General features: G+C 66.0%; 17 protein-coding genes. 9 read left to right on the forward strand and 8 right to left on the reverse strand.

The genetic code is table 11. The annotated features are described in order from the left end of the window. The first annotated feature begins 4 nt into the window (after positions 1-4). Positions 5-1,405, forward strand: a complete 1,401-nt coding sequence (gene fumC / locus P0D87_RS25755; protein ID WP_053858572.1) for a class II fumarate hydratase — start codon at positions 5-7, stop codon at positions 1,403-1,405. A gap of 184 nt (positions 1,406-1,589) precedes the next feature. Here fumC and P0D87_RS25760 read toward each other — a convergent pair whose 3' ends face one another. The 4 genes from P0D87_RS25760 to P0D87_RS25775 form a co-directional block, all read right to left on the reverse strand. Then, positions 1,590-2,096 carry an acyl-CoA thioesterase gene (locus P0D87_RS25760; RefSeq protein WP_006052848.1) on the reverse strand — a complete coding sequence of 169 codons (507 nt, stop codon included), beginning with the start codon at positions 2,094-2,096 and terminating at the stop codon, positions 1,590-1,592. Positions 2,097-2,562: 466 nt separating this feature from the next. Continuing rightward, the gene (locus P0D87_RS25765; RefSeq protein ID WP_408637075.1) at positions 2,563-3,861 is read right to left on the reverse strand and encodes a GlxA family transcriptional regulator; all 1,299 of its coding nucleotides are present in this window, start codon (positions 3,859-3,861) and stop codon (positions 2,563-2,565) included. Then, positions 3,861-5,144, reverse strand: a complete 1,284-nt coding sequence (locus tag P0D87_RS25770) for an MFS transporter (protein ID WP_053858574.1) — start codon at positions 5,142-5,144, stop codon at positions 3,861-3,863. The genes P0D87_RS25765 and P0D87_RS25770 overlap by 1 nt, the downstream gene beginning before the upstream one ends. Positions 5,145-5,377: 233 nt before the next feature. Continuing rightward, complete coding sequence (locus tag P0D87_RS25775) at positions 5,378-5,515, reverse strand: hypothetical protein (protein ID WP_171799876.1); 138 nt, start codon at positions 5,513-5,515, stop codon at positions 5,378-5,380. A 235-nt stretch (positions 5,516-5,750) separates the two neighbouring features. Here P0D87_RS25775 and P0D87_RS25780 point away from each other — a divergent pair, with 235 nt between their 5' ends. Together P0D87_RS25780 and P0D87_RS25785 are read left to right on the forward strand one after the other, a co-directional pair. Continuing rightward, on the forward strand, positions 5,751-6,464 hold the full coding sequence (locus P0D87_RS25780; RefSeq protein ID WP_029967826.1) for an ArsR/SmtB family transcription factor: 714 nt from the start codon (positions 5,751-5,753) through the stop codon (positions 6,462-6,464). Between the two features lie 220 nt (positions 6,465-6,684). Then, positions 6,685-9,450, forward strand: a complete 2,766-nt coding sequence (locus P0D87_RS25785) for a DUF6600 domain-containing protein (RefSeq protein ID WP_053858575.1) — start codon at positions 6,685-6,687, stop codon at positions 9,448-9,450. A 97-nt stretch (positions 9,451-9,547) separates the two neighbouring features. Here P0D87_RS25785 and P0D87_RS25790 read toward each other — a convergent pair whose 3' ends face one another. Beyond that, positions 9,548-10,519: a thymidylate synthase gene (locus P0D87_RS25790; RefSeq protein WP_053858576.1), complete on the reverse strand. Its 972-nt coding sequence runs from the start codon at positions 10,517-10,519 to the stop codon at positions 9,548-9,550. A 300-nt stretch (positions 10,520-10,819) separates the two neighbouring features. Then, positions 10,820-12,214, reverse strand: a complete 1,395-nt coding sequence (locus P0D87_RS25795; protein ID WP_006052841.1) for a sigma-54 dependent transcriptional regulator — start codon at positions 12,212-12,214, stop codon at positions 10,820-10,822. Positions 12,215-12,997: 783 nt separating this feature from the next. On the opposite strand from P0D87_RS25795, the gene P0D87_RS25800 reads away from it, so the two are divergent. After that, entirely contained in the window at positions 12,998-13,498 is a 501-nt protein-coding gene (locus P0D87_RS25800; RefSeq protein WP_006052840.1) for a dihydrofolate reductase, read from the forward strand. Positions 13,499-13,651: 153 nt separating this feature from the next. Here the strand turns inward: P0D87_RS25800 and pmbA are convergent, their stop codons facing one another. Beyond that, positions 13,652-15,022: a metalloprotease PmbA gene (gene pmbA / locus P0D87_RS25805; RefSeq protein ID WP_053858577.1), complete on the reverse strand. Its 1,371-nt coding sequence runs from the start codon at positions 15,020-15,022 to the stop codon at positions 13,652-13,654. Positions 15,023-15,266: 244 nt separating this feature from the next. Here pmbA and yjgA point away from each other — a divergent pair, with 244 nt between their 5' ends. Continuing rightward, positions 15,267-15,884 (forward strand): ribosome biogenesis factor YjgA, encoded by a 618-nt coding sequence (gene yjgA, locus P0D87_RS25810; RefSeq protein ID WP_053859077.1) that lies wholly within the window; start codon positions 15,267-15,269, stop codon positions 15,882-15,884. Then, the gene (gene mog, locus P0D87_RS25815; RefSeq protein WP_053858578.1) at positions 15,865-16,521 is read left to right on the forward strand and encodes a molybdopterin adenylyltransferase; all 657 of its coding nucleotides are present in this window, start codon (positions 15,865-15,867) and stop codon (positions 16,519-16,521) included. Before yjgA ends, mog begins: the two co-directional genes overlap by 20 nt. A gap of 23 nt (positions 16,522-16,544) precedes the next feature. Here mog and orn read toward each other — a convergent pair whose 3' ends face one another. After that, complete coding sequence (gene orn, locus P0D87_RS25820; protein WP_053858579.1) at positions 16,545-17,156, reverse strand: oligoribonuclease; 612 nt, start codon at positions 17,154-17,156, stop codon at positions 16,545-16,547. A gap of 154 nt (positions 17,157-17,310) precedes the next feature. On the opposite strand from orn, the gene P0D87_RS25825 reads away from it, so the two are divergent. From P0D87_RS25825 to P0D87_RS25835, 3 genes are read left to right on the forward strand one after another with little or no spacing between them, the layout of a single operon-like run. Beyond that, complete coding sequence (locus P0D87_RS25825; protein WP_053858580.1) at positions 17,311-18,570, forward strand: M48 family metallopeptidase; 1,260 nt, start codon at positions 17,311-17,313, stop codon at positions 18,568-18,570. Then, the gene (gene rsgA / locus P0D87_RS25830) at positions 18,567-19,532 is read left to right on the forward strand and encodes a ribosome small subunit-dependent GTPase A (RefSeq protein ID WP_053858581.1); all 966 of its coding nucleotides are present in this window, start codon (positions 18,567-18,569) and stop codon (positions 19,530-19,532) included. The genes P0D87_RS25825 and rsgA overlap by 4 nt, the downstream gene beginning before the upstream one ends. Position 19,533: 1 nt before the next feature. Then, entirely contained in the window at positions 19,534-19,854 is a 321-nt protein-coding gene (locus P0D87_RS25835) for a putative signal transducing protein (RefSeq protein WP_006052833.1), read from the forward strand. Positions 19,855-19,874: the final 20 nt, after the last annotated feature.

Below are 19,874 nucleotides of genomic sequence, written 5' to 3' on the forward strand. Positions count from 1 at the left end.
AACCATGACTGAAGACGTACGAATGGAGCGCGACACGTTCGGTGAAATCGCCGTGCCGAACGCCCGTCTATGGGGCGCGCAAACGCAGCGCTCGCTGCAGAATTTCCGCATTTCCACCGAGAAGCAATCGCCCGAACTGATCACCGCGCTCGCCGTGATCAAGCGCGCCGCCGCCGAGGTGAACCTGGGCCTCGGCGTGCTCGACGAAAGCAAGGCGCGCGCGATCATGCAGGCGGCGGATGAGATCATCGACGGCAAGCATCCGGAAGAGTTTCCGCTCGCCGTCTGGCAGACCGGCTCCGGCACGCAGACCAACATGAACCTCAACGAAGTAATCGCGAATCGCGCGAGCGAGCTGCTCGGCGGCGAGCGCGGCGAGGCGCGCAAGGTTCATCCGAACGACGACGTGAATCGCGGGCAATCGTCGAACGACGTGTTTCCGACTGCGATGCACGTGGCCGCCGCGCATGGCATCGTCAAGCATCTCGTGCCCGCTTTGAAGACGCTGCGCGATACGCTCGACGGCAAAGCGCGCGCGTTCGCCGACATCGTCAAGATCGGCCGCACGCACTTGCAGGACGCGACGCCGCTCACGCTCGGCCAGGAGTTTTCAGGTTACGTCGCGCAGCTTGACCAGGGCATTCGCCACGTCGAATCGGCGTTGCCGCATCTGTACGAACTCGCGCAGGGCGGCACGGCGGTCGGCACCGGCCTTAACGCGCATCCGCAGTTCGCGCAGAAGGTGGCGGCGGAGATCGCGAAGCTCACCGGCGTGCCCTTCGTCACCGCACCCAACAAATTCGAAGTGATGGCGGCCGCCGATGCACTCGTCTTCGCGCACGGCGCGCTGAAGACGGTGGCCGCGGGCCTGAACAAGATCGCGAACGACATCCGCTGGCTCGCGAGCGGTCCGCGCTGCGGCCTCGGCGAACTGTCGATTCCGGAGAACGAACCGGGCAGCTCCATCATGCCGGGCAAGGTCAATCCGACGCAGTCCGAAGCATTGACGATGCTGTGCGCGCAGGTGTTCGGCAACGACGTCGCGGTGAACATCGGCGGCGCGAGCGGCAACTTCGAACTGAACGTATTCCGGCCGATGATTGCGCACAACGTGCTGCAATCCATTCGTCTGCTGACGGACGGCGCGCGCAGTTTCAACGAGAACTGTGCGGTTGGCATCGAGCCGAATCGCGAGCGGATCGACACGCTGCTTAACGAATCGCTGATGCTGGTGACGGCGCTCAATCCGCACATCGGTTACGACAAGGCCGCGCAGATCGCGAAGAAGGCGCACAAGGAAGGCACCACGCTGAAAGCCGCGGCGCTCGCGCTCGGTCATGTCACCGAGCAGCAGTTCGACGAATGGGTGCGGCCGGGAGATATGGTCGGGCATTCGGCGCCGTAGGGACGCCTCGATGCCTCGGGCGGTTGTTGGGCGGCTCGTGGTGAGTCGCCCGGTTTGCCCGGTTTGCCCGGTTTGCCCGGTTTGCCCGCTTTGATTTTCGGTCTGGAAACGTGGGTTCGGTACGTGAGGTGCGTGCGCTTGTGGCTCGCACCGCTTTGAAGTCGGCGCCCGTAACCCTCGTTGTTCAGATCTTGCCCTGCGCCACTTCTTCAGGCTTCAGTTCGACGATCGCGTCGAGCGCTTCCTTCACATCCATTGCGTATCTCGCGAGGCGCTTCTGCTCGTCGGTTTCCGGTACGAACGACGGCACCTGCACCGGGCTGCCGTTCTCGTTGACCGCGACCATCACGACGAGACAGTCCGTGGTCTGCAGCAACTCCCCGCCCTTCGGATCGCCCGCCTGCACCGACACGTGGATGTGCATGCTGGTGCGTCCCGTCGCCACGACCCGCGCGCGCAATTCGACGAGGTTGCCGACCAGAATCGGCCGACGAAAACGAATATTGCCGACGCTCACCGTCACGCAATAACGCCCCGACCAGACGGCCGCGCACGCATAGGCGGTTTCGTCGATCCATTTCATCAGCGCGCCGCCGTGCACCTTGCCGCCGAAGTTGACCGAACTCGGTTCGGCCAGAAAACGGAAGGTGGTTTCGGAACGGTCCAGCGGCGCTGCGGGATGGCTGCTCATCTTGACTCCGGTCAATCGGATGCATTGAAAGGAGGCGATTATACGAGCGCAATATTGACGGCGCGCCACTTTGTGGGATCGGCTGGTGAGGCGATAGGTGGACGAGGTGGTGCTTGTTTGGGCGGCGGCTGGGCTTGTTGAGCGCTTAAGGTCGACGACGGTGGCGACGGGTGCGGCCGCGCGGGCTTGCTGTGCAACGAAGCGTGCCGCGGATCTCGACATCGAGTTTCCATTACTCGATGCGGCGGGTTCTCCGCGCGCGCGTGGCGGTTCAGCGCACTTCGGGCGCGCGCTGTCCGCGACAATCGCACCGCTCGCCGCCAACGACGGCGCTGCTGCCGCCGACATAAACCGCTCCCGATAATCGAGCGGCAGCACGCCGAAGCGGTACGGCGACGCATGGCGCGGATTTTGACGTCGAATTTCCACTACTCGATGCGCGGGTTCTCCGCGCGAGCATCGCGGTTCAGAGCGTTTCGAGGCGCCCGCTGTCCGCGGCAACCACGCCGCTCGCCGCCGACGACGGCGCTGCTGCCGCCGACATAAACCGCTCGCGATAATCGAGCGGCAACACGCCGAAGCGCCGTACGAACGCGCGCCGCAAGTTCTGCTCGCTGCCGAAGCCGCAGTCGAGCGCGATCCGCTTAAGCGGCCGACGTGATTCCGCGAGCGCCCGCGAAGCCGCTTCGAGACGCAGCGCCGACACGGTTTTCGCCGGCGTGCGCCCCACTTCGTCGACGTAGCGGCGCGCGAAAGTCCGCGGCGTCATCCGCGCGCGCTCGGCGAGCCGTTCGACCGTCAAATCGTCACGCAGATGCGCGGCCATCCAGCTATGCAACGCGTCGAACGGCCCGCCCGCCGATGCCTGCGCCGCCAGCGCCGCGCTGAACTGCGACTGGCCGCCCGGCCGCTTCATGAAGACGACGAGGCGCCGTGCGGCCTGCATCGCGACTGCGTGGCCGAGGTCTTCGTCGATCAGCGCAAGCGCGAGATCGATGCCTGCGGTCACGCCTGCCGACGTCCAGACCACGCTTTCGCGCGGGGTTGTGCTGGTGTGTCCGTCTGACCCCGCGCCTGGCCCCGCGTCGCGGATGAAAATCGGATCGGCGTCGACGTGCACATTGGGAAAACGGCGCGCGAGATGCGCGGCCTCGCGCCAGTGCGTGGTCGCGCGCCGGCCGTCGAGCAGGCCCGCCGCCGCCAGGTAGAACGCACCGGTGCACACGGAGCAGATGCGGCGGGCGCGCGGCGCATTGCGCCTGATCCACGCGACGAGTTCGGGTTGCAGCGTGCAGTGCTCATCGATGGGAACGCCGGGGACGATCAGTGTGTCGATCGGCTGGGCGTCGAGCGAGTCAAGCCGTTCGGTCACGACCGGCAAGCCAGGAAAGGTCTGAAGGACGCCGCCGTCAATCGATGCAACCGTCGTGCGGTATGCGACGGGGCGGGAGTGCGGCGAGTGGGGCACGGGCGAGGCGCCGCTGGTGTTGCCGTTGGTGTTGCCGTTGGTGTTGCCGTTGCCGTTGGTGTTGCCGTTGCCGTTGGTGTTGCCGTTGCCGTTGGTGTTGCCGTTGCCGTTGCCGTTGCCGGAGCCAGAACCAGAGCCGGAGCCAGTGCCGAAGCCAGTGCCAGCACCAGCGCCCCTACCATCCCCCCTCCCCGCGGCCATAGTCAGTTCCGCGCGCCAGAACGCTTCGAGCGGACCGCACGCGTCGAGCAACACGAGATCGGGCGCGACGGCGAACACGATATGACGCGCGCTCATCACGCGACTCCCGACGCCGCGCGGCGTTTCAACGAGCGCGCGTAAGCCAGCGTCGCAAGCGCCGCCACGCCGAGGAGCGGAAAGATCGCCGCATTGATCGCCGCCCAGCCGAAGCGCGCCAGCAATTGCCCGGCGAACAACGAGCCGAGCGCGGAACACGCGAACGTCGTGAATTCGCTGGTCGCCTGCGTCCTCGCGCGCTCCGACGGCCGGTACGATTGCGCGAGCAGCGTCGAGCCGCCGACGAACATGAAGTTCCAGCCGACGCCCAGACACGCGAGCGCGGCGTAGAAATGCGGGAGATCAGTCGAACGCAACGCGAACACGCCGCACAACGCCGACAGCGCGATGCCCGCGCCGATCACCGGCAGCACGCCGAAGCGCCGGATCAGCCGGGCGGAGAACAGCGACGGCGCGAACATGCCGACCAGATGCCACTGGATGATCGCAGCGCCGTCGCCGATGCTGTGCCCGCACGCCACCGCCGCGATCGGCGTCGCGGTCATCACGAACATCATCACGGCGTAGCCGAGCGCGTTGTTCGCGAGCGCCGCCGCGAAGATCGGCTGCCGCACGATCTCGCGCAGAGGCCGCGCGGCGTCGTCGGAAGTGGCCGCGGCGGGCGCAGGCGCCATGTCGCGGTACAGCAGCATCAGCAGGACGATCGACGCGAGCCCGAGTCCGGTCACGAGCGCATACGAGCCCGCGAACGCGACCGGCGCGAGCCAGTCCTTGCTCCACGCGGCGAGCAGCGGACCGCACACGGCCGCGACGACGCCGCCCGTGAGCACCGTCGAGATCGCGCGGCTCTTGCCCTCGAGTCCGACCGCGTCGGCAGCGGCCAACCGGTAGTACTGCGCGAACGCCTGAAACACGCCGACGGTCGCCGTGCCCGCGCAGAACGCCCAGAAGTCGTGATGGAAAATCGCCCACACGGACACCGCGCCGCCCAGCGCGCCGACGCCCGCGCCGAGTACGAAGCCCGCGCGACGGCCGATGCGCGCCATCAGGAACGAAGCGAAGACGGTCGTCAGCGCGGCCGCGACCGTGATCAACGAGAACGGCAGTGTGGCGAGCGCCTTGTCGTCGGCGAGCGTGTAGCCGACGAGCCCGGTCAGCGTCAGATCGATCGATACCGACGATGTGTACAGCGCCTGGCAAACGGCCAGCACGCGCGCGGCGCGGCGGCCGTGGGGATCGGGGCCGCGCAGATCGGTGGCGTGGTCGGAGAAAGTCGACGCGGTGCTGGGGGTGGAAGTAGAGGCAGAAGCGGCTGGCGGCATAGGTCGGTTCCGGCGGCGGAGAGTGATCGCGGCGGCTCTGAGCGCACCGTCGCGGCGGTCGCTGTTCAAGCCATCGCGGCTTCCGGGGTCCAACTGGTCCAGGTGCCTCGAGTGGCCTGAGTGGCTCGAGTGGCGAAAGCCGCATCGTCACATGCTCGCGCGTGGCAGTCATGACAATGATGCATCACTTTCTGCCATTCGGGGCCGTTTAACCAGACCGTGCGGCCGTTCCGTTACTTACGAAAAGTGATGCCTTCGTCGATCGTGCCGTACATGGTGACGCTGCCGGTGCCCGCGCCCGACGTCGAACCGCCCTGCGCGCAAGCGCCCAGCAACACGATCGACGCCACTAAGGCCAAAACCGTTTTCATGACTGCGTTCCTTCGAAAGACAGGCGTCGATTCTAGCTTGGCAGTGGAAGCGCACGCATGAACGCACAGGCAAGCGCCGAGCACGGTCCGCCTGCAGACGGGCCGGGTTTTCGTAGCTGCTGCATTCGACGGTTCACGCTAAGCTGAAACATCGAATGCATGCGCCGCGTAGAGTGGCCACATGACGCGTTGTGCGACCCGCGCATCGCCCGAAAGACCGAACACGGAGCGCCCCATGCCCGCCATCCTCGCAGACGAACACAACCATTTTCCGGGCCTCAGCCGGATCGGCGCGCTACTGGCCGACCCCGGCCGCGCAGCCATGCTGTGGGCGCTGATGGACGGCAGCGCCCGCCCCGCCGGCGAACTCACGATGATCGCCGGGCTGTCGCCGTCGGCGGCCAGCGCGCATCTCGCGCGTCTCACCGACGGCGGCCTGCTCGCGCTCGAAGTGCGCGGCCGGCATCGCTATTTCCGGATTGCATCGGCGGATATCGCGGCCTCCATCGAAGCGCTCGCCAACGTCGCGCAAGTCAGCGCGCCGCAGCGCCCCGCGCCGCGTCCGGTGCGCACGGTGCCGACCGACATGCGCTACGCGCGCACCTGCTACGACCACATGGCGGGCGAACTGTCGGTGCGGGTGTTCGAGCGGCTCGTCGGCCGCGGACTGCTGAGCCTGCAAGGGACGTCGCTCGAAGCCACGTCCGACGGCGCGGCCCGCTTCGCCGACTGGGGCATCGACGTGTCGGCGCAGCGCAGCCGTCGACGCCGCTTCGCCTGCACATGCCCGGACTGGAGCGAGCGGCGCCCGCACCTCGGCGGCGCCCTCGGCGCGGCATTGCTGGATTCGTGGGCGGCGCGCGGCTGGGTCGAACGAACCGAGCGGCCGCGCATTTTGCGGATCACGCCGGCAGGTCATCGGCATTTCGACGCGTTTCTCGCGGAATGAGCGGCGGGTACTCGGAACGTCGAAGCCTTGAGTCCGGAGCGGCTCGGCGTTGAGTCCGGGTTGGCGCGCCAAACGCAGCCGAGCCCGCCTCCACGCCTCGATCGAGACCTTTTGTTACCGCTGGTGAGACGGCCTTACAAAAGTGGGGGCCTTGAAACATAGGGCGCGGGTAGAGTGGTTCACGGATGCTGCATGTGCATCGTCCGTCGGAGAACGAATCATGAAAACCACGACCCCGCGCGAACCGTCGAGACATCGGACACTCGGCTACACGTTGCTCGCCACCGCCGCCTTCCTGTTCGCGACGCAATGCGCGCTCGCGCAGCAAGCCGCTCCCGCGCCGCAAGGCGTCGCGACGCAGGACGCCGATCCGCCGGGGCGCGTCGCGCGTCTCAACTACATGGCCGGGACCGTCACGACAGAGCCCGCCGGCGCCGCCGACTGGTCGTACGCCCAGATCAATCGGCCGCTCACCACCGGCGATCAGTTGTGGAATGACCGGAACGCACGCTCCGAGCTGCATATCGGCTCGACGGCCGTGCGTCTGGGCGAGTCCGCCAGTCTCGATCTGCTCAATCTCGACGACAACAGCGCGCAGTTGAAGGTCGCGCAAGGCACGCTGTCGGCGCGCGTGCGGGAATTGCCGCCGGGCTCGTCGTATGAAATCGACACCCCGAATCTCGCGCTCGGGCTGAACGGCGCGGGCGACTACCGCGTGGACGTCGCGCCCGACGGCAGCAGCACCACCGTCACCGTGCGCAGCGGCAGCGCAACGGCTTATGGCGACGGCGCTCAGGTGCCGATCGCCGCCGGCCAGCAACTGCGCTTTGCCGGCACCAATCTGCAGGCGCTCGCCGACAACGGCGCGCCGGGCGCCGACGCGTTCGACCAATGGGCCGCGAGCCGCGACGCCGCGGAAGACCGCTCGGTATCGGCGCGGTATGTATCGCGCGAAATTCCGGGTTATCAGGACCTCGACGCCAACGGCACGTGGCGCAGCAGTCCGCAATACGGCGAAGTCTGGGTGCCGCGCGCGACGCCCGCAGGCTGGGCGCCCTATCACGACGGCCACTGGGTATGGCAGGCGCCGTGGGGCTGGACATGGGTCGACGACGCGCCGTGGGGTTTCGCGCCCTACCACTACGGCCGCTGGGCTTATGTCGACGATTCGTGGGCGTGGGTGCCGGGCCCTGTAGTGGTCAACGCGCCGCCGGTTTATGCGCCGGCGCTGGTGGCGTTCGTCGGCGGCGGTGGCGGCGGGGTCGATTGGGGCGTGAATCTGGCGATCGGCGGCGCGATGGCTGCGGGCGTCGCTTGGTTCCCGCTCGGCCCCGGCGAACGATGGCACCCGCAATGGGGCGGCCGCGACAACTGGAGCCCGCGCTACTACGAACGCGTCAATCGCACGACGGTGGTCAACAGCTACAACCACACCAACATCACCAACATCACCAACGTCCACAACACGTACATCAACTATCGGGCGCCGCGGGCCGTGACCGCCGTGCCCGCGACGGCTTTCGTTCACGGACAGCCGGTCGGACGGTTCGCGCAGAAGGTCGACCCGGCGCAGTGGCGCAACGCGCGGATCAACCCCGGCGCTCCGGGCATCGCGCCGGTGCGCGAGAGCTTCGGGCCCGGCCAGCGCAACGCGAATTACCGGCCGCCGGCGGGCGTCATCGGGCGTCCGGTGATGGCGACGCGCAGTCCGTCGCTGCCGCCGGCGTACCGCGACGGCCTCGCGCAGCGTTTTGCGCAAAGCGGCGCGCGCGTGCCTGGCGCGGGGCAGCCGATCGTGCGGACGTCGGTGCCGGCGCACTTCGCGGGCACGCCTGGTTCTTCACCGATGCAAAACGTCCGGGTCGTGCAGTCGCATCTTCCGGGACGAATGCCTGGCGCGGCAGCAGGCGCGCCGGTTCCTGAGCCGGGGCTCGGCGGCCGGCCCGCACCGGGCGCTGCTGATCGCGGGGACCAGGCGGGGCGCCGCCTGGGCGAGGCGCCTGGCGCAGGCGAACCGCCGCATGCAGCGATGCAGCAGGGGCGGCCCGGCATGCAGGCACTGGCGAACGGCCAGCCGGCTGGCGCGACGGGCGCCGCGTTCAACGGCGTGCCGCGTCCGCCGCGTGAGAACGGCGGCAACGCGGCCGGGTTTGCGCGGTCACAAGACGCGGGGCGGCAAGCTGGAGCCGATGGTCGTCAGCAGCCTGTCTGGACTCAGCCGCATGTGCCGATGGGTCAGCAAGCGCAGCAGAATTCGCAGCGCGGTGTTGAGGGATCGCAGGGGCCAACGGGCGGCGTCGCTCAGCAAGGTCGCGGTGACGTGGATGCCGCGGGGCGGCAAGGCGGTGTGCCTCGTCCGGTGCAGAATCCGGCCGTGGGACAGCAGACGCGGATCGGGCAAGGTCAAAGTCAGGGGCTGCGGCAGGATGGGCAGCCAACGCAGCGGGACCAACGCGCGCAGCCGCTCGGGCGGCCGCAGCAGGTTCAGGAGCAGCCGCGTCAGGGGGTTCAGGCGCAGGCTGGTGGCGAAGTGCGCCCGCAACCGCGGGGGCAAGAGCCGCCTCGGCAGGAGTTTCGTCAGCAGCAGGCACAGCCGGGGGCTGAGCCGCAGCGTCAGCCGCAGGCGCAACAGCAGCCGCGTTCCGCACTCAATCCGCAGCAGATGCAGGCGCAACAGCAGCCGCGTCCGGAGTTCCATCCGCAGCAGATGCAGCCGCGCCCCGAGCCGCGTCCTCAGCCGCAGGCTCAGCAGCCGCGCCCTGAGTTCCATCCGCAGCAGATGCAGCCGCGTCCAGAACCACGTCCTCAGCCGCAGGCTCAGCAGCAACCGCGTCCCGAGTTCCATCCGCAGCAAGCGCAGCCACGCCCAGAACCGCGTCCTCAGCCGCAAGCGCAGCAGCAGCAACCGCGTCCGCAGCCGCAACCACAACCGCCGCACGGCGAGCAGCGGTCGGGCGGTGGCCACGACGAGCATCACCGAGGCTAAGCGCTCTCTGCTTTCCCAAACCGCAACGTTCATCGACATAAAAAAAGCCCCCGCGATTCACATCGCAGGGGCTTTACCCTTCTCCGTACAGCGCCGCTTAAACCGCCATCGGCGCCGTCAGCGGCTCGTGATGCCGATAGCCGACCAGCGAAAAGTCCGACGGTTCGATCTTCTCGAGCCATTCCGGCTCGTACACGCCGGTCTTCGCGTAGTCCGGCACGCGGTCGGAGATCGCGAGCGTCGGGCTTTCATACGGCTCGCGCTTGAGCTGCTCCTGCAGCATGGCAAGCTGATTCTCGTAGATGTGTGCGTCGCCGATAAAGTAGGTGAACCAGCGCGGCGTATAGCCCGTCAGGCGGCCGACCAGATGCAGCAACGCCGCGCCCTCGGTCAGATTGAACGGCGTGCCGAGCCCGACATCGTTGCTGCGGATGTACAGGCACAGCGAAATCTCCTTGCGCGCGACGTTCGGCAGGAACTGATAAAGCAGATGGCACGCGGGCAACGCGATCTGGTCCAGCACGGCCGGGTTCCACGCATGAAACAGAATCCGCCGGTCCGACGGGTTCTGCATGATCGTGTCGAGACACTGGCGCAATTGATCGATTGCCTTGTACAGCAGCACCTTGCGGCTGCCGTTTTCGTCGAACTCCGTCACTACTTGAAAGCCGCGCGCGGTCGCGTCGGCAAGCTGCGCGCTCGCCGCGGCGTCCAGCACCTTGTACGCGGGCCATTGACGCCATTGCACGCCGTAGACATCGCCGAGATCGTCGGGGCCCTCGCGATACGGGTTGGCCAGCCACTGCGGGTTCTGGTTCGCGTTGGCGTCCCACACCTTGCAGCCGAGATCGCGGAAATCCGCCGCGCTGCGCGACGCGCGCAGGAAACCGACCAGTTCGCCCACGGCCGACTTGAACGCGAGTTTCTTCGTCGTGACCGCCGGGAAACCTTGCTGGAGATCGAAGCGCAACATGGCGCCCGGCATGCTGATCGTGCGAATGCCGGTGCGGTTCTCCTGCCACGAGCCAGTGTCGAGAATCGTGCGGACGAGGTCCAGGTATTGTTTCATGCGGGTTCCTTCGACGCGGCGCAGGCCGGCGCACGCTACAGCCGGCGTGCCGCGAGATTGAGCGGAAAACCCGATTTTACCAAGCGCGGCGACATGGCGCCGCCGCTGCGATGCGACAGAGGGGAACTGAAGAGAAGTGATGAGAACAGACGGGACCAGGATCGGGGCGGGGCGAGGCGTAACGCGCGCAACGCCAACACTCCCGCGCGCAAACCCCGGAAGTCACCGCCGCGGCACAACTCAGCACCCGCAGCGGCGCCCATTCACAAACGCAACGCCCGATAACGCCCGCCCGTCGGCTCAGAGATGCGGCACAGATGCCGGCAACGTACCGTTCGGCGCCGAAAGCGGCTCGCTTTCCATATGACGCATGCCATGCGAGCAGAGCAGCCGGTATAGCGTGACGCGCGAAATACCGAGCTCCTGCGCGGCGTCGCCAAGACGCCCGCGATGCCGCAACAGCGCGAGTTCGATAGCCTGACGCTCAGCGGCTTCGCGCGCTTGCGCGAGCGACACCGGCACGATCTCGACGTACTCGGCCAATTCCAGATCGCGCGCTGTGATCGCGCGTCCTTCGGACATCACGATGGCTCGCCGCACGCGGTTGATCAGCTCGCGCACGTTGCCCGGCCAGCCGTAGTTGTGCAAAGCCGCGATCGCGTCGGGTGCAAAGCCGCGCAGCCGCCGGCTTGCGTCTTTCTTGAAACGTTCCAGCATGTGACGCGCGAGCAGTTCAATATCCTTGCCGCGCGCGCGCAGCGGCGGCTCGTCGATTTGCAGCACGCACAGCCGATGGTAAAGGTCCGAGCGGAAACGGCCTTCGATCATGGCCGCCGTCATGTCGACGTGCGTGGCGGAAATGATCCGCACGTCGACGTCGATCGCGCTATGACCGCCGAGCCGCTCGACCTTGCGCTCCTGCAGGAAGCGCAACAGGCTCGCCTGGCTTTCGAGCGGCAGATCGCCGATTTCGTCGAGAAACAGCGTGCCGCCGTTGGCCGCTTCAACGCGGCCGATCTTGCGCTGATTCGCGCCCGTGAACGCGCCGCGTTCGTAGCCGAATAGTTCGGACTGCAGCAGATGCGGCGGAATCGCGCCGCAGTTGATCGGCACGAACGGCGCATTGCGCCGCGACGAACGCTCGTGAATCGCGACCGCCGTGAGTTCCTTGCCGGTGCCCGATTCGCCGGAGATAAAGACCGGCGCATCGGTCATCGCAACTTTGCGGATGGAACGGAACAGCGCGAGCATCGCGTCGCACGAGCCGACCATTTCGCCTTCGGCGCCTTGCGATCCGTCGTTCGAAGCCGGTTCGCCGAGCGAAATCATGCCGTATGCATGGCCGACGGAATCGACGATCCGGTCGCCGGAATACGGCACGGTCACATAGTCGAAACAATAATCGCGCACGAGGCGGCGCAGCGCCGCGTCCTGGAGTTGGCCGGGCATGGTCGCGGCGACCCAGCCGACGTTCGGCATGGTCAGGCAGGATTCGAAAGCGGCGATTTCATGCGGCTGGAAATGACTGGACAGATCGAGCAGGCCACCCGCTGCCGAACCGGCGCGTACGGCCCGGCGCGCGTCGCGCGCCGATCCCACCACTTCCACATGCCAGCCACGCTGGTGAAAGCGGGTGTTCAGTTCCGCGCTTGGCTCTCGCGAAACGTAAATCAGTTGCCGCGTTGCGGGTTCCATTATTCAGATCCTCTCGTCAACGAACGTTAAGGATGATGCACGCACCTGAACCGCAATTCAGACACGCTGGCACATTCGGGATTCGCAAATAGCAAAAACCGAACGGCCATTCCATTCCGTGCGGACAGCTGATCCCCAGAAAGCGGCGTGTGTGTTTGAGACGGCCCGTTAGCGGGCTTTTTTAAATTTGAAGCTCTTTCCGAGAGCTTACTATACGCGCGCCGCTTGGAAAACAATTATGCGAATTTAATCCGGCTGCCCTTGTCCAGCAAGGCGCGCGCGGGGATAAATAAGTAATCAACTTACGAATAACCAATTGTGGGAAGCGGTTCTCTCATACATAGCGCTGGAGGTAGTTCATACCGCTGCAATTAACAGTTAATAGGTATTTTCTTCTCGCCGTTTCAGACCTGAAACGTTTACAGCCGATTCCTTTTATCGGATTGCGCGAGCAAGAAGTTGCAACCCGACCCACCAAGGGATTGCGCCCGGTGGCACGTGTTTCGCTAATTGCCTGCATCTGGAGAGTCATTATGCGAACACTTCGGTTGCGCGTCCGTCGGGCACGGATTGCAACGCATGCGGTACTTTGTCGGACGATCACGATGCCGATTCCGCGGATCGGGACTCGCGGCGCGCCGCGACCGGCGAGTGCGAAAAGCGCGCGCGTGACCTTGTGGGACGAGGTCGCTCCGCCGCTACCGTTGCCGCTGCCGGCTCCATCGGCGGCCGCGGCGCTTCGCTCAGGTAGAATCGATCCGATTACGTTCCCCCTTCCATTCGATGACGACGCTCACCCTGATCGTCGCTCGCGCCAATAACGGCGTGATCGGCCGCGACAACCAGTTGCCCTGGCGACTTCCCGAAGACCTCGCGTTTTTCAAGCGCACGACGATGGGCGCGCCCATCATCATGGGCCGCAAGACGCATGAGTCGATCGGCAGGCCGCTGCCGGGACGCCGCAACATCGTCGTGACACGCGATGCCACGCGGCGCTTCCAGGGCTGCGACGCGGCGACGACGCTCGGCGAAGCGCTGAAGCTCGCGGCACAGGACCAGGCGCCGGAAGCGTTTCTGATCGGCGGCGCGCAGTTGTATGTGGAAGGGCTGCGTCTCGCGGACAAGCTGATCGTCACCGAGATCTCGGCCGATTTCCAGGGCGACGCGACGTTCCCCGCCGTCGACCCGGACGAGTGGGAAGAAGTCGCGCACGAAACGCATCGCGCGCATGCGCCGAACGATTTCGACTATGCGTTCGTGACGTATAAGCGCAAAAGCCGCTGAGGCCGCGGCCTCATGAAGCACCGACTCGCGCCATGAAGCGAGCCATGAAGCGCGCCATGAAGCGCGCCGTCAAAAGCAAAACGCCACGCAAGCCAGGCGTGGCGTTTTCGTTTGCGGCGCCCGTAGCGAGCGCCGCCGCAACAGTGAAACCGCTTACTGCCCCGCGATCGTCATCCGCTCGATCAGCACCGAGCCGGTCTGCTTGGTGCCTCGCGTGATGGTATCCGCGCCGATCGCGACGATATGGCGGAACATCTCCTGCAGCGTGCTCGCGACGGTGATCTCCTCGACCGGATACTGGATCTTGCCGTTCTCGACCCAGAAGCCCGACGCGCCGCGCGAATAGTCGCCCGTCACATAGTTCACGCCCTGCCCCATCAGTTCAGTCAGCAAAAGGCCGGTGCCGAGCTTGCGCAGCATCTCCTCGAAGTCGTCCTCGGGACGCGTGCTCGAACTCTGCAGCGACAGGTTGTGCGAGCCGCCGGCGTTGCCGGTGGTCTGCATGCCGAGCTTGCGCGCGGAGTAAGTGGACAGGAAATAGCCTTCGACGACGCCGTCTTTCACGACCGAGCGCTGCCGCGTGCGCACGCCTTCCTCGTCGAACGGCGCGCTGCCCATCGCGCGCGGCACATGCGGATCTTCGACGATCTGCACATGCGGGGCGAACACCGGTTTGCCGAGACTGTCGACGAGAAACGTCGTCTTGCGGTACAGCGCGCCGCCGCTCGTCGCCTGCACGAACGCGCCGAGCAGACCGGCGGCGAGCGGCGCCTCGAACAGCACCGGCACCTTGCGCGTATCCAGACCGCGCGCGCCGATGCGCGCGAGCGCCCGCTGCGCCGCGTAACGGCCGACCGCTTCAGGATCGGCAAGCTGTTCGGCGCTGCGCGTGGACGTGTACCAGTCGTCGCGCTGCATGTTGCGGCCGCTGCCGGCAATCGGCGCGCACGCAATGTAATGCCGCGAGTACGGATAGCCCGCAAGAAAGCCGCGCGACGTGGCGAGCACGAACTGCGAGTGCTGCGCCGACACGCTCGCGCCTTCCGAGTTCTTGATCTGCGGATCGGTCGCGAACGCGGCGTCTTCCGCGCGACGGGCGATTTCCACGGCTTCGTCGGCGGACAGATTCCACGGGTGATAGAGATCGAGATCGCGCGGCTCCGTTTCGAGCAGCTCGGCTTCCGCGAGGCCCGCGCAATCGTCTTCGGCCGTGAAGCGCGCGATGTTGTACGCCGCCGCAACCGTGTCCTTCAGCGCTTGCGACGAAAAATCGGAGGTGCTCGCGTTGCCGCGCTTGTTGCCGATGAACACCGTCACGCCGACCATCTTGTCGCGGTTGTGCTCGATCGTTTCGACTTCGCCTCGCCGCACGGAGACGGACAGGCCGTCGCCTTCGGAAATTTCGGTCGCCGCGTCGGTACCGCCGAGCGACTTCGCGTGACGAAGGATGTCCGAGGCGATTTCCTTCAGTTCATCCTGGGTATGCGGAAAAAAGCGCTGCTTGACGTCCATGTCTGCTGCCATTGTCGTTGCCGTCCTTTTGGGGCCGAGCGGCCCGGGTGTTCGCCCATGCGTGTTCGCGTGCCGCGCGATTGCGTGCGCCGAATCTGCGCATGACGGGCGCATGAGCATCGTTGAAGCATCCCGCGATCATAGCAAGCTAAGCGCTCGCGCACCTGGCATTCGCAGCGCGGTTTTTCGCAGCGCGCGCGCCGCTCTATACGGCGCGGCGGCGGGTTTGCAAGGCCCGGCACGCTACAATATCGGCATGACACGCAAAACCCGCATTCAACCCATCGAATCCGCCGAGCCGGAAGTCGACGAGAACGGCTACGACCGTCCGAGCAAGTCCCAGTTGAAGCGCGAAATGCACGCGCTGCAGGAGCTGGGCGAGGCGCTGATCGCGCTGCCGAAAGACGCGCTCAAGCGCATGCCGATGCCCGAAAAGCTCGACGACGCCGTGCGCGAGGCGCGCCGCATCACCGACCACGAAGGCAAGCGCCGTCAGCTTCAGTACGTCGGCCGCGTAATGCGCTCGCTGCTCGACGACGAAACCGCCGCGCTGCGCACCGCGCTCGACACCTATAACGGCGTCAACAAGGCGGAAACGGCCAAGCTGCACTGGATCGAGCGCACCCGCGACAAGCTGCTTGCCGACGACGCCGCGCTGACCGAATTCATCCGCCAGCATCCGAACGCCGATCCGCAGCAAGGCCGCACGCTGATTCGCAATGCGCGCAAGGAAGCGCAGCAGAACAAGCCGCCGCGCTATTTCCGCGAGCTGTTCCAGTGGATCAAGAACGCGGATGGCCCCGCCGCCGCGACCGATTCCGCAGACGCAGACGCTGACGCTAAGGAAGACGCCGATGACGACCGCGACGCCTGACTCGCCCGGCAAGCACAAGCTCGTGCGCAATCGTCCCGACGAGATCCTGATCGGCCTCGTGTCGATCAGCGACCGCGCGTCCACCGGCGTGTACGAGGACAAGGGCATCCCGGCGCTGCAGGAATGGCTCGGCGCGGCCTTGAGTTCGCCGTGGCAGGTCGTCACGCGCCTGATCCAGGACGACGCGCCGACCATCTCCGCCACGCTCGCGGAACTCGTCGATGAAGTCGGCTGCGACCTCGTGCTGACCACCGGCGGCACCGGCCCGTCGCGGCGCGACGTGACGCCCGAGGCGACGCTTGCCGTCGCTACCAAGGAAATGCCGGGATTCGGCGAGCAGATGCGGCAGATCGGCCTGAATTTCGTGCCGACCGCGATCCTGTCGCGCCAAGTCGCGGTGATCCGCGAAACGGCGGACCACGCGGCGCTGATCGTCAATCTGCCGGGCCAGCCGAAGTCGATCAAGGAAACGCTGGAAGGCTTGCGCGATGCAGAAGGCGCGGTGAAGGTGCCGGGCATTTTCGCCGCGGTGCCGTACTGCATCGACCTGATCGGCGGGCCGTATGTCGAGACGAACGCCGAGGTCGTGAAAGCGTTCCGGCCGAAGAACGCGGTGCGCGCGCCCAGGCCGGTCTGACTTATTTCACGCCCGCTCGCCGGTTATTCGGCGTTCATCGAGGCGTCGGGCGCCGGCGGAATGAGGAAGTGTTCGCGGTAGTACTTCAGTTCGTCGATCGACTCGTGGATGTCGGCCAGCGCCGTGTGCATCGCGCGCTTCTGGAAGCCCTTGTAGATCGCGGGCTGCCAGCGGCGGCACAGTTCCTTCAGCGTGCTCACGTCCAGGTTGCGGTAGTGGAAGAACGTCTCGAGCTCGGGCATCCAGCGCGCCATGAAGCGGCGGTCCTGGCAGATCGAGTTGCCGCACATCGGCGATTTGCCGGGCGGCACGTACTGCGCGAGAAACGCGCGGATCTGTTCGGTGGCCTCGATCTCGCCGACGGTGGACGCCTTCACACGGTCGATCAACCCGGAACGCCCATGCGTGTTCTGATTCCACTGGTCCATTTTTGCGAGCGTCTCGTCGCTCTGATGGATCGCGAGAACCGGACCTTCGGCCATTCTGTCCAGCGTCGAATTCGTGACCACTACGGCGATTTCGATGATGCGGTCGGAGTCCGGATCGAGCCCGGTCATTTCCATGTCCAGCCAGACGAGGTTCATGTCGCTGCGCACGAGCGGCACTGGTGCAGCGGATTGGAGGATGTCAGTCATGAAGGCAACCTTGACGGCCCGGCCGCGAGCTTGGTGAAAGCCCGGACGCCGCGGCGATCGTTCGTGTGAAATGGTTATGGATGGTTTAAGCCGGTCCCCGCTGCGACGCGGGAAGGAACATATAATTCTCGCATAGATACCACGGAATCCACGGATGCCTACCCTGTACTTCACCGTCCTGTTCGTCGTCGCCGTCGTGGCGATGGTCGGCACCAAGCTGTGGCTCGCGTCGCGGCAAATCCGCTTCGTCGCGCGCCATCGCGAGCAGGTGCCGAGCCAGTTTGCCGGCACCATCGCGCTCACCGCGCACCAGCGCGCCGCCGACTACACCGTCGAGCGCACGCGTCTCACGATGATCGAGATCGTCGTCGGCGCGGCGGTGCTGATCGGCCTCACGCTGCTCGGCGGCGTGCAGGCGCTCGATCTGGCGATCACCGACTGGCTCGGCCGCGGCTATATCGGCCAGATTGCACTCGTCGCGGCAGTGATCGCGATCACCAGCGCGATCGATCTGCCATTCGACTACTACCGTCAGTTCGTGATCGAGCAACGCTTCGGCTTTAACCGGATGAGCAAGCGGATTTTCGTCGTCGACCGTCTGAAGGGCGTGCTGCTCGGCGCCGCGTTCGGCCTGCCGCTGCTCTTTGTCGTGCTGTGGCTGATGAACCAGGCGGGCAGCTTCTGGTGGCTGTGGACGTGGATCGTCTGGGTCGTCTTTCAGATGCTCGTGCTGGTGCTGTATCCGTCGTTTATCGCGCCGCTTTTCAACAAGTTCGAGCCGCTCAAGGACGAAGCGCTGAAAAGCCGCATCGAAGCGCTGATGAAGCGCTGCGGCTTCGCGGCCAAGGGCCTCTTCGTGATGGACGGCAGCCGCCGCTCGGCGCACGGCAATGCGTACTTCACGGGCTTCGGCGCGGCCAAGCGCATCGTGTTTTTCGACACGCTGCTCGCGCGCCTGTCGGGCAGCGAGATCGAGGCCGTGCTCGCGCACGAGCTCGGCCATTTCAAGCGTCGTCACGTGATCAAGCGGATGCTCGTCACGTTCGCGATCAGCCTCGCGATGCTCGCGCTGCTCGGCTGGCTCACGCAGCAGGTCTGGTTCTATGAAGGACTGGGCGTGAGGCCGTCGCTCATCGGCGGCAATAGCGGTCTTGCGCTCGTGCTGTTCTTCCTCGCGCTGCCGGTGTTCGTATTCTTCGTCACGCCGCTTGGCAGCCTGACTTCTCGCAAACACGAGTTCGAGGCCGACGCGTTCGCCGCCACGCAAACGGATGCGCAAGACCTCGTCAACGCGCTCGTCAAGCTGTACGAAGACAATGCGTCCACGTTGACGCCCGATCCGCTCTACACCGCGTTCTATTACTCGCATCCGCCGGCTTCGCAGCGGATCGACCGACTGTTGCGGCACGCATGAGCGGCCGCTCTCCGAAAGCGCCGCGCGCAACGTCCAGCACGCGCGTAGGCGGCCTCGTGGTGGCCGCGCATGGCCGCCACTATCTGGTCGCGCCCGAAGACGGCGGCGCGCTGCTGCAATGCTTCCCGCGCGGCAAGCGCAGTGAGGTGGCGGTGGGCGATCGCGTGATTTACGAGCCGACGTCCGCGGACCAGGGCGTGATCGTCGAAATCGGCGAGCGACGCAATCTGCTGTATCGCTCGGATCAGTACAAGTCGAAGCTCTTCGCTGCGAACCTCGACCAGTTGCTGATCGTGCTCGCGACCGAACCGCACTTCAGCGAAGACCTGCTCGGGCGCGCGCTCGTCGCCGCCGAGGCCAACGAACTCAAGCCGCTGATCGTGCTGAACAAGATCGACGTGACCGATTCGCTCGACGGCGCCCGCAAGCGGCTCGAGCCCTATCGCGCACTCGGCTATACGGTCCTGGAAGTGTCGATCAAGACGCAACCCGACGACGCCCGCGCGACGTTGATCGACCATTTGCACGGCCACTCGACGCTCTTGCTCGGCCAGTCGGGGATGGGCAAGTCGACGCTCGTGAACCTGCTGATTCCAAACGCCGAAGTCGCCACGCGCGAGATTTCGACCGCGTTGAACAGCGGGCGCCATACGACGACGTTCACGCGGCTTTATCCGCTGCCGGGCGCGGTGCCGGGTAATGGGGGGAACGGCGGGAACGGTGCGCTGATCGACTCGCCTGGCTTCCAGGAATTCGGCCTCCATCATTTGACCGAAGGCCGGCTCGAGCGCGCGTTCCCGGAGTTCCGGCCTCTCTTGCCTAACTGCCGCTTCTACAATTGTCACCACTTGCACGAGCCGGGCTGCGCGATCCTCGAAGCAGTCGCGGACGGCCGCATCCGTCGCGAACGGCATGCGCTGTACGCGCAACTCGTGCATGAAGCCAGCCAGATCGTGCGCTGACATGAAGCTGATGCGCGCGCCGAATCTCATCATCGGACAGCATTGGATCAATGTGCTGGCGGCGGCCGGCATCGCGTGCGAGCTGCATAACCGCTATCTGAACGGCGCGCTCGGCGACATTCCCGCGGATCAGTGCGCGCCCGAATTGTGGCTCGTGGACGATCGCGACGAGGCCGTGGCGCGACGTCTGATCGATGCGGCGTCGCGAGGTCCGGCCGCAGGTGCGCCCGGCTGGCAATGCCGGCAATGCGGCGAAAAGCTCGAAGCGCAGTTCACCGTATGCTGGCAGTGCGGGACGGCGCGCGATCCTTTGGATGGGTGAACGGGTCTGGCGCGGGCTGC

The organism is Paraburkholderia sp. RL17-368-BIF-A, from assembly GCF_046054045.1.
In the GTDB taxonomy this organism is placed as follows: Bacteria; Pseudomonadota; Gammaproteobacteria; order Burkholderiales; family Burkholderiaceae; genus Paraburkholderia; species Paraburkholderia graminis.

Excerpts from the sequence above, each read along its gene's own strand:
- fumC (WP_053858572.1), top strand. The coding sequence starts at position 5 with ATGACTGAAGACGTACGAATGGAGCGCGACACGTTCGGTGAAATCGCC.
- P0D87_RS25760 (WP_006052848.1), bottom strand. The coding sequence starts at position 2,096 with ATGAGCAGCCATCCCGCAGCGCCGCTGGACCGTTCCGAAACCACCTTC.
- P0D87_RS25765 (WP_408637075.1), bottom strand. The coding sequence starts at position 3,861 with ATGAGCGCGCGTCATATCGTGTTCGCCGTCGCGCCCGATCTCGTGTTG.
- P0D87_RS25770 (WP_053858574.1), bottom strand. The coding sequence starts at position 5,144 with ATGCCGCCAGCCGCTTCTGCCTCTACTTCCACCCCCAGCACCGCGTCG.
- P0D87_RS25775 (WP_171799876.1), bottom strand. The coding sequence starts at position 5,515 with ATGAAAACGGTTTTGGCCTTAGTGGCGTCGATCGTGTTGCTGGGCGCT.
- P0D87_RS25780 (WP_029967826.1), top strand. The coding sequence starts at position 5,751 with ATGCCCGCCATCCTCGCAGACGAACACAACCATTTTCCGGGCCTCAGC.
- P0D87_RS25785 (WP_053858575.1), top strand. The coding sequence starts at position 6,685 with ATGAAAACCACGACCCCGCGCGAACCGTCGAGACATCGGACACTCGGC.
- P0D87_RS25790 (WP_053858576.1), bottom strand. The coding sequence starts at position 10,519 with ATGAAACAATACCTGGACCTCGTCCGCACGATTCTCGACACTGGCTCG.
- P0D87_RS25795 (WP_006052841.1), bottom strand. The coding sequence starts at position 12,214 with ATGGAACCCGCAACGCGGCAACTGATTTACGTTTCGCGAGAGCCAAGC.
- P0D87_RS25800 (WP_006052840.1), top strand. The coding sequence starts at position 12,998 with ATGACGACGCTCACCCTGATCGTCGCTCGCGCCAATAACGGCGTGATC.
- pmbA (WP_053858577.1), bottom strand. The coding sequence starts at position 15,022 with ATGGCAGCAGACATGGACGTCAAGCAGCGCTTTTTTCCGCATACCCAG.
- yjgA (WP_053859077.1), top strand. The coding sequence starts at position 15,267 with ATGACACGCAAAACCCGCATTCAACCCATCGAATCCGCCGAGCCGGAA.
- mog (WP_053858578.1), top strand. The coding sequence starts at position 15,865 with ATGACGACCGCGACGCCTGACTCGCCCGGCAAGCACAAGCTCGTGCGC.
- orn (WP_053858579.1), bottom strand. The coding sequence starts at position 17,156 with ATGACTGACATCCTCCAATCCGCTGCACCAGTGCCGCTCGTGCGCAGC.
- P0D87_RS25825 (WP_053858580.1), top strand. The coding sequence starts at position 17,311 with ATGCCTACCCTGTACTTCACCGTCCTGTTCGTCGTCGCCGTCGTGGCG.
- rsgA (WP_053858581.1), top strand. The coding sequence starts at position 18,567 with ATGAGCGGCCGCTCTCCGAAAGCGCCGCGCGCAACGTCCAGCACGCGC.
- P0D87_RS25835 (WP_006052833.1), top strand. The coding sequence starts at position 19,534 with ATGAAGCTGATGCGCGCGCCGAATCTCATCATCGGACAGCATTGGATC.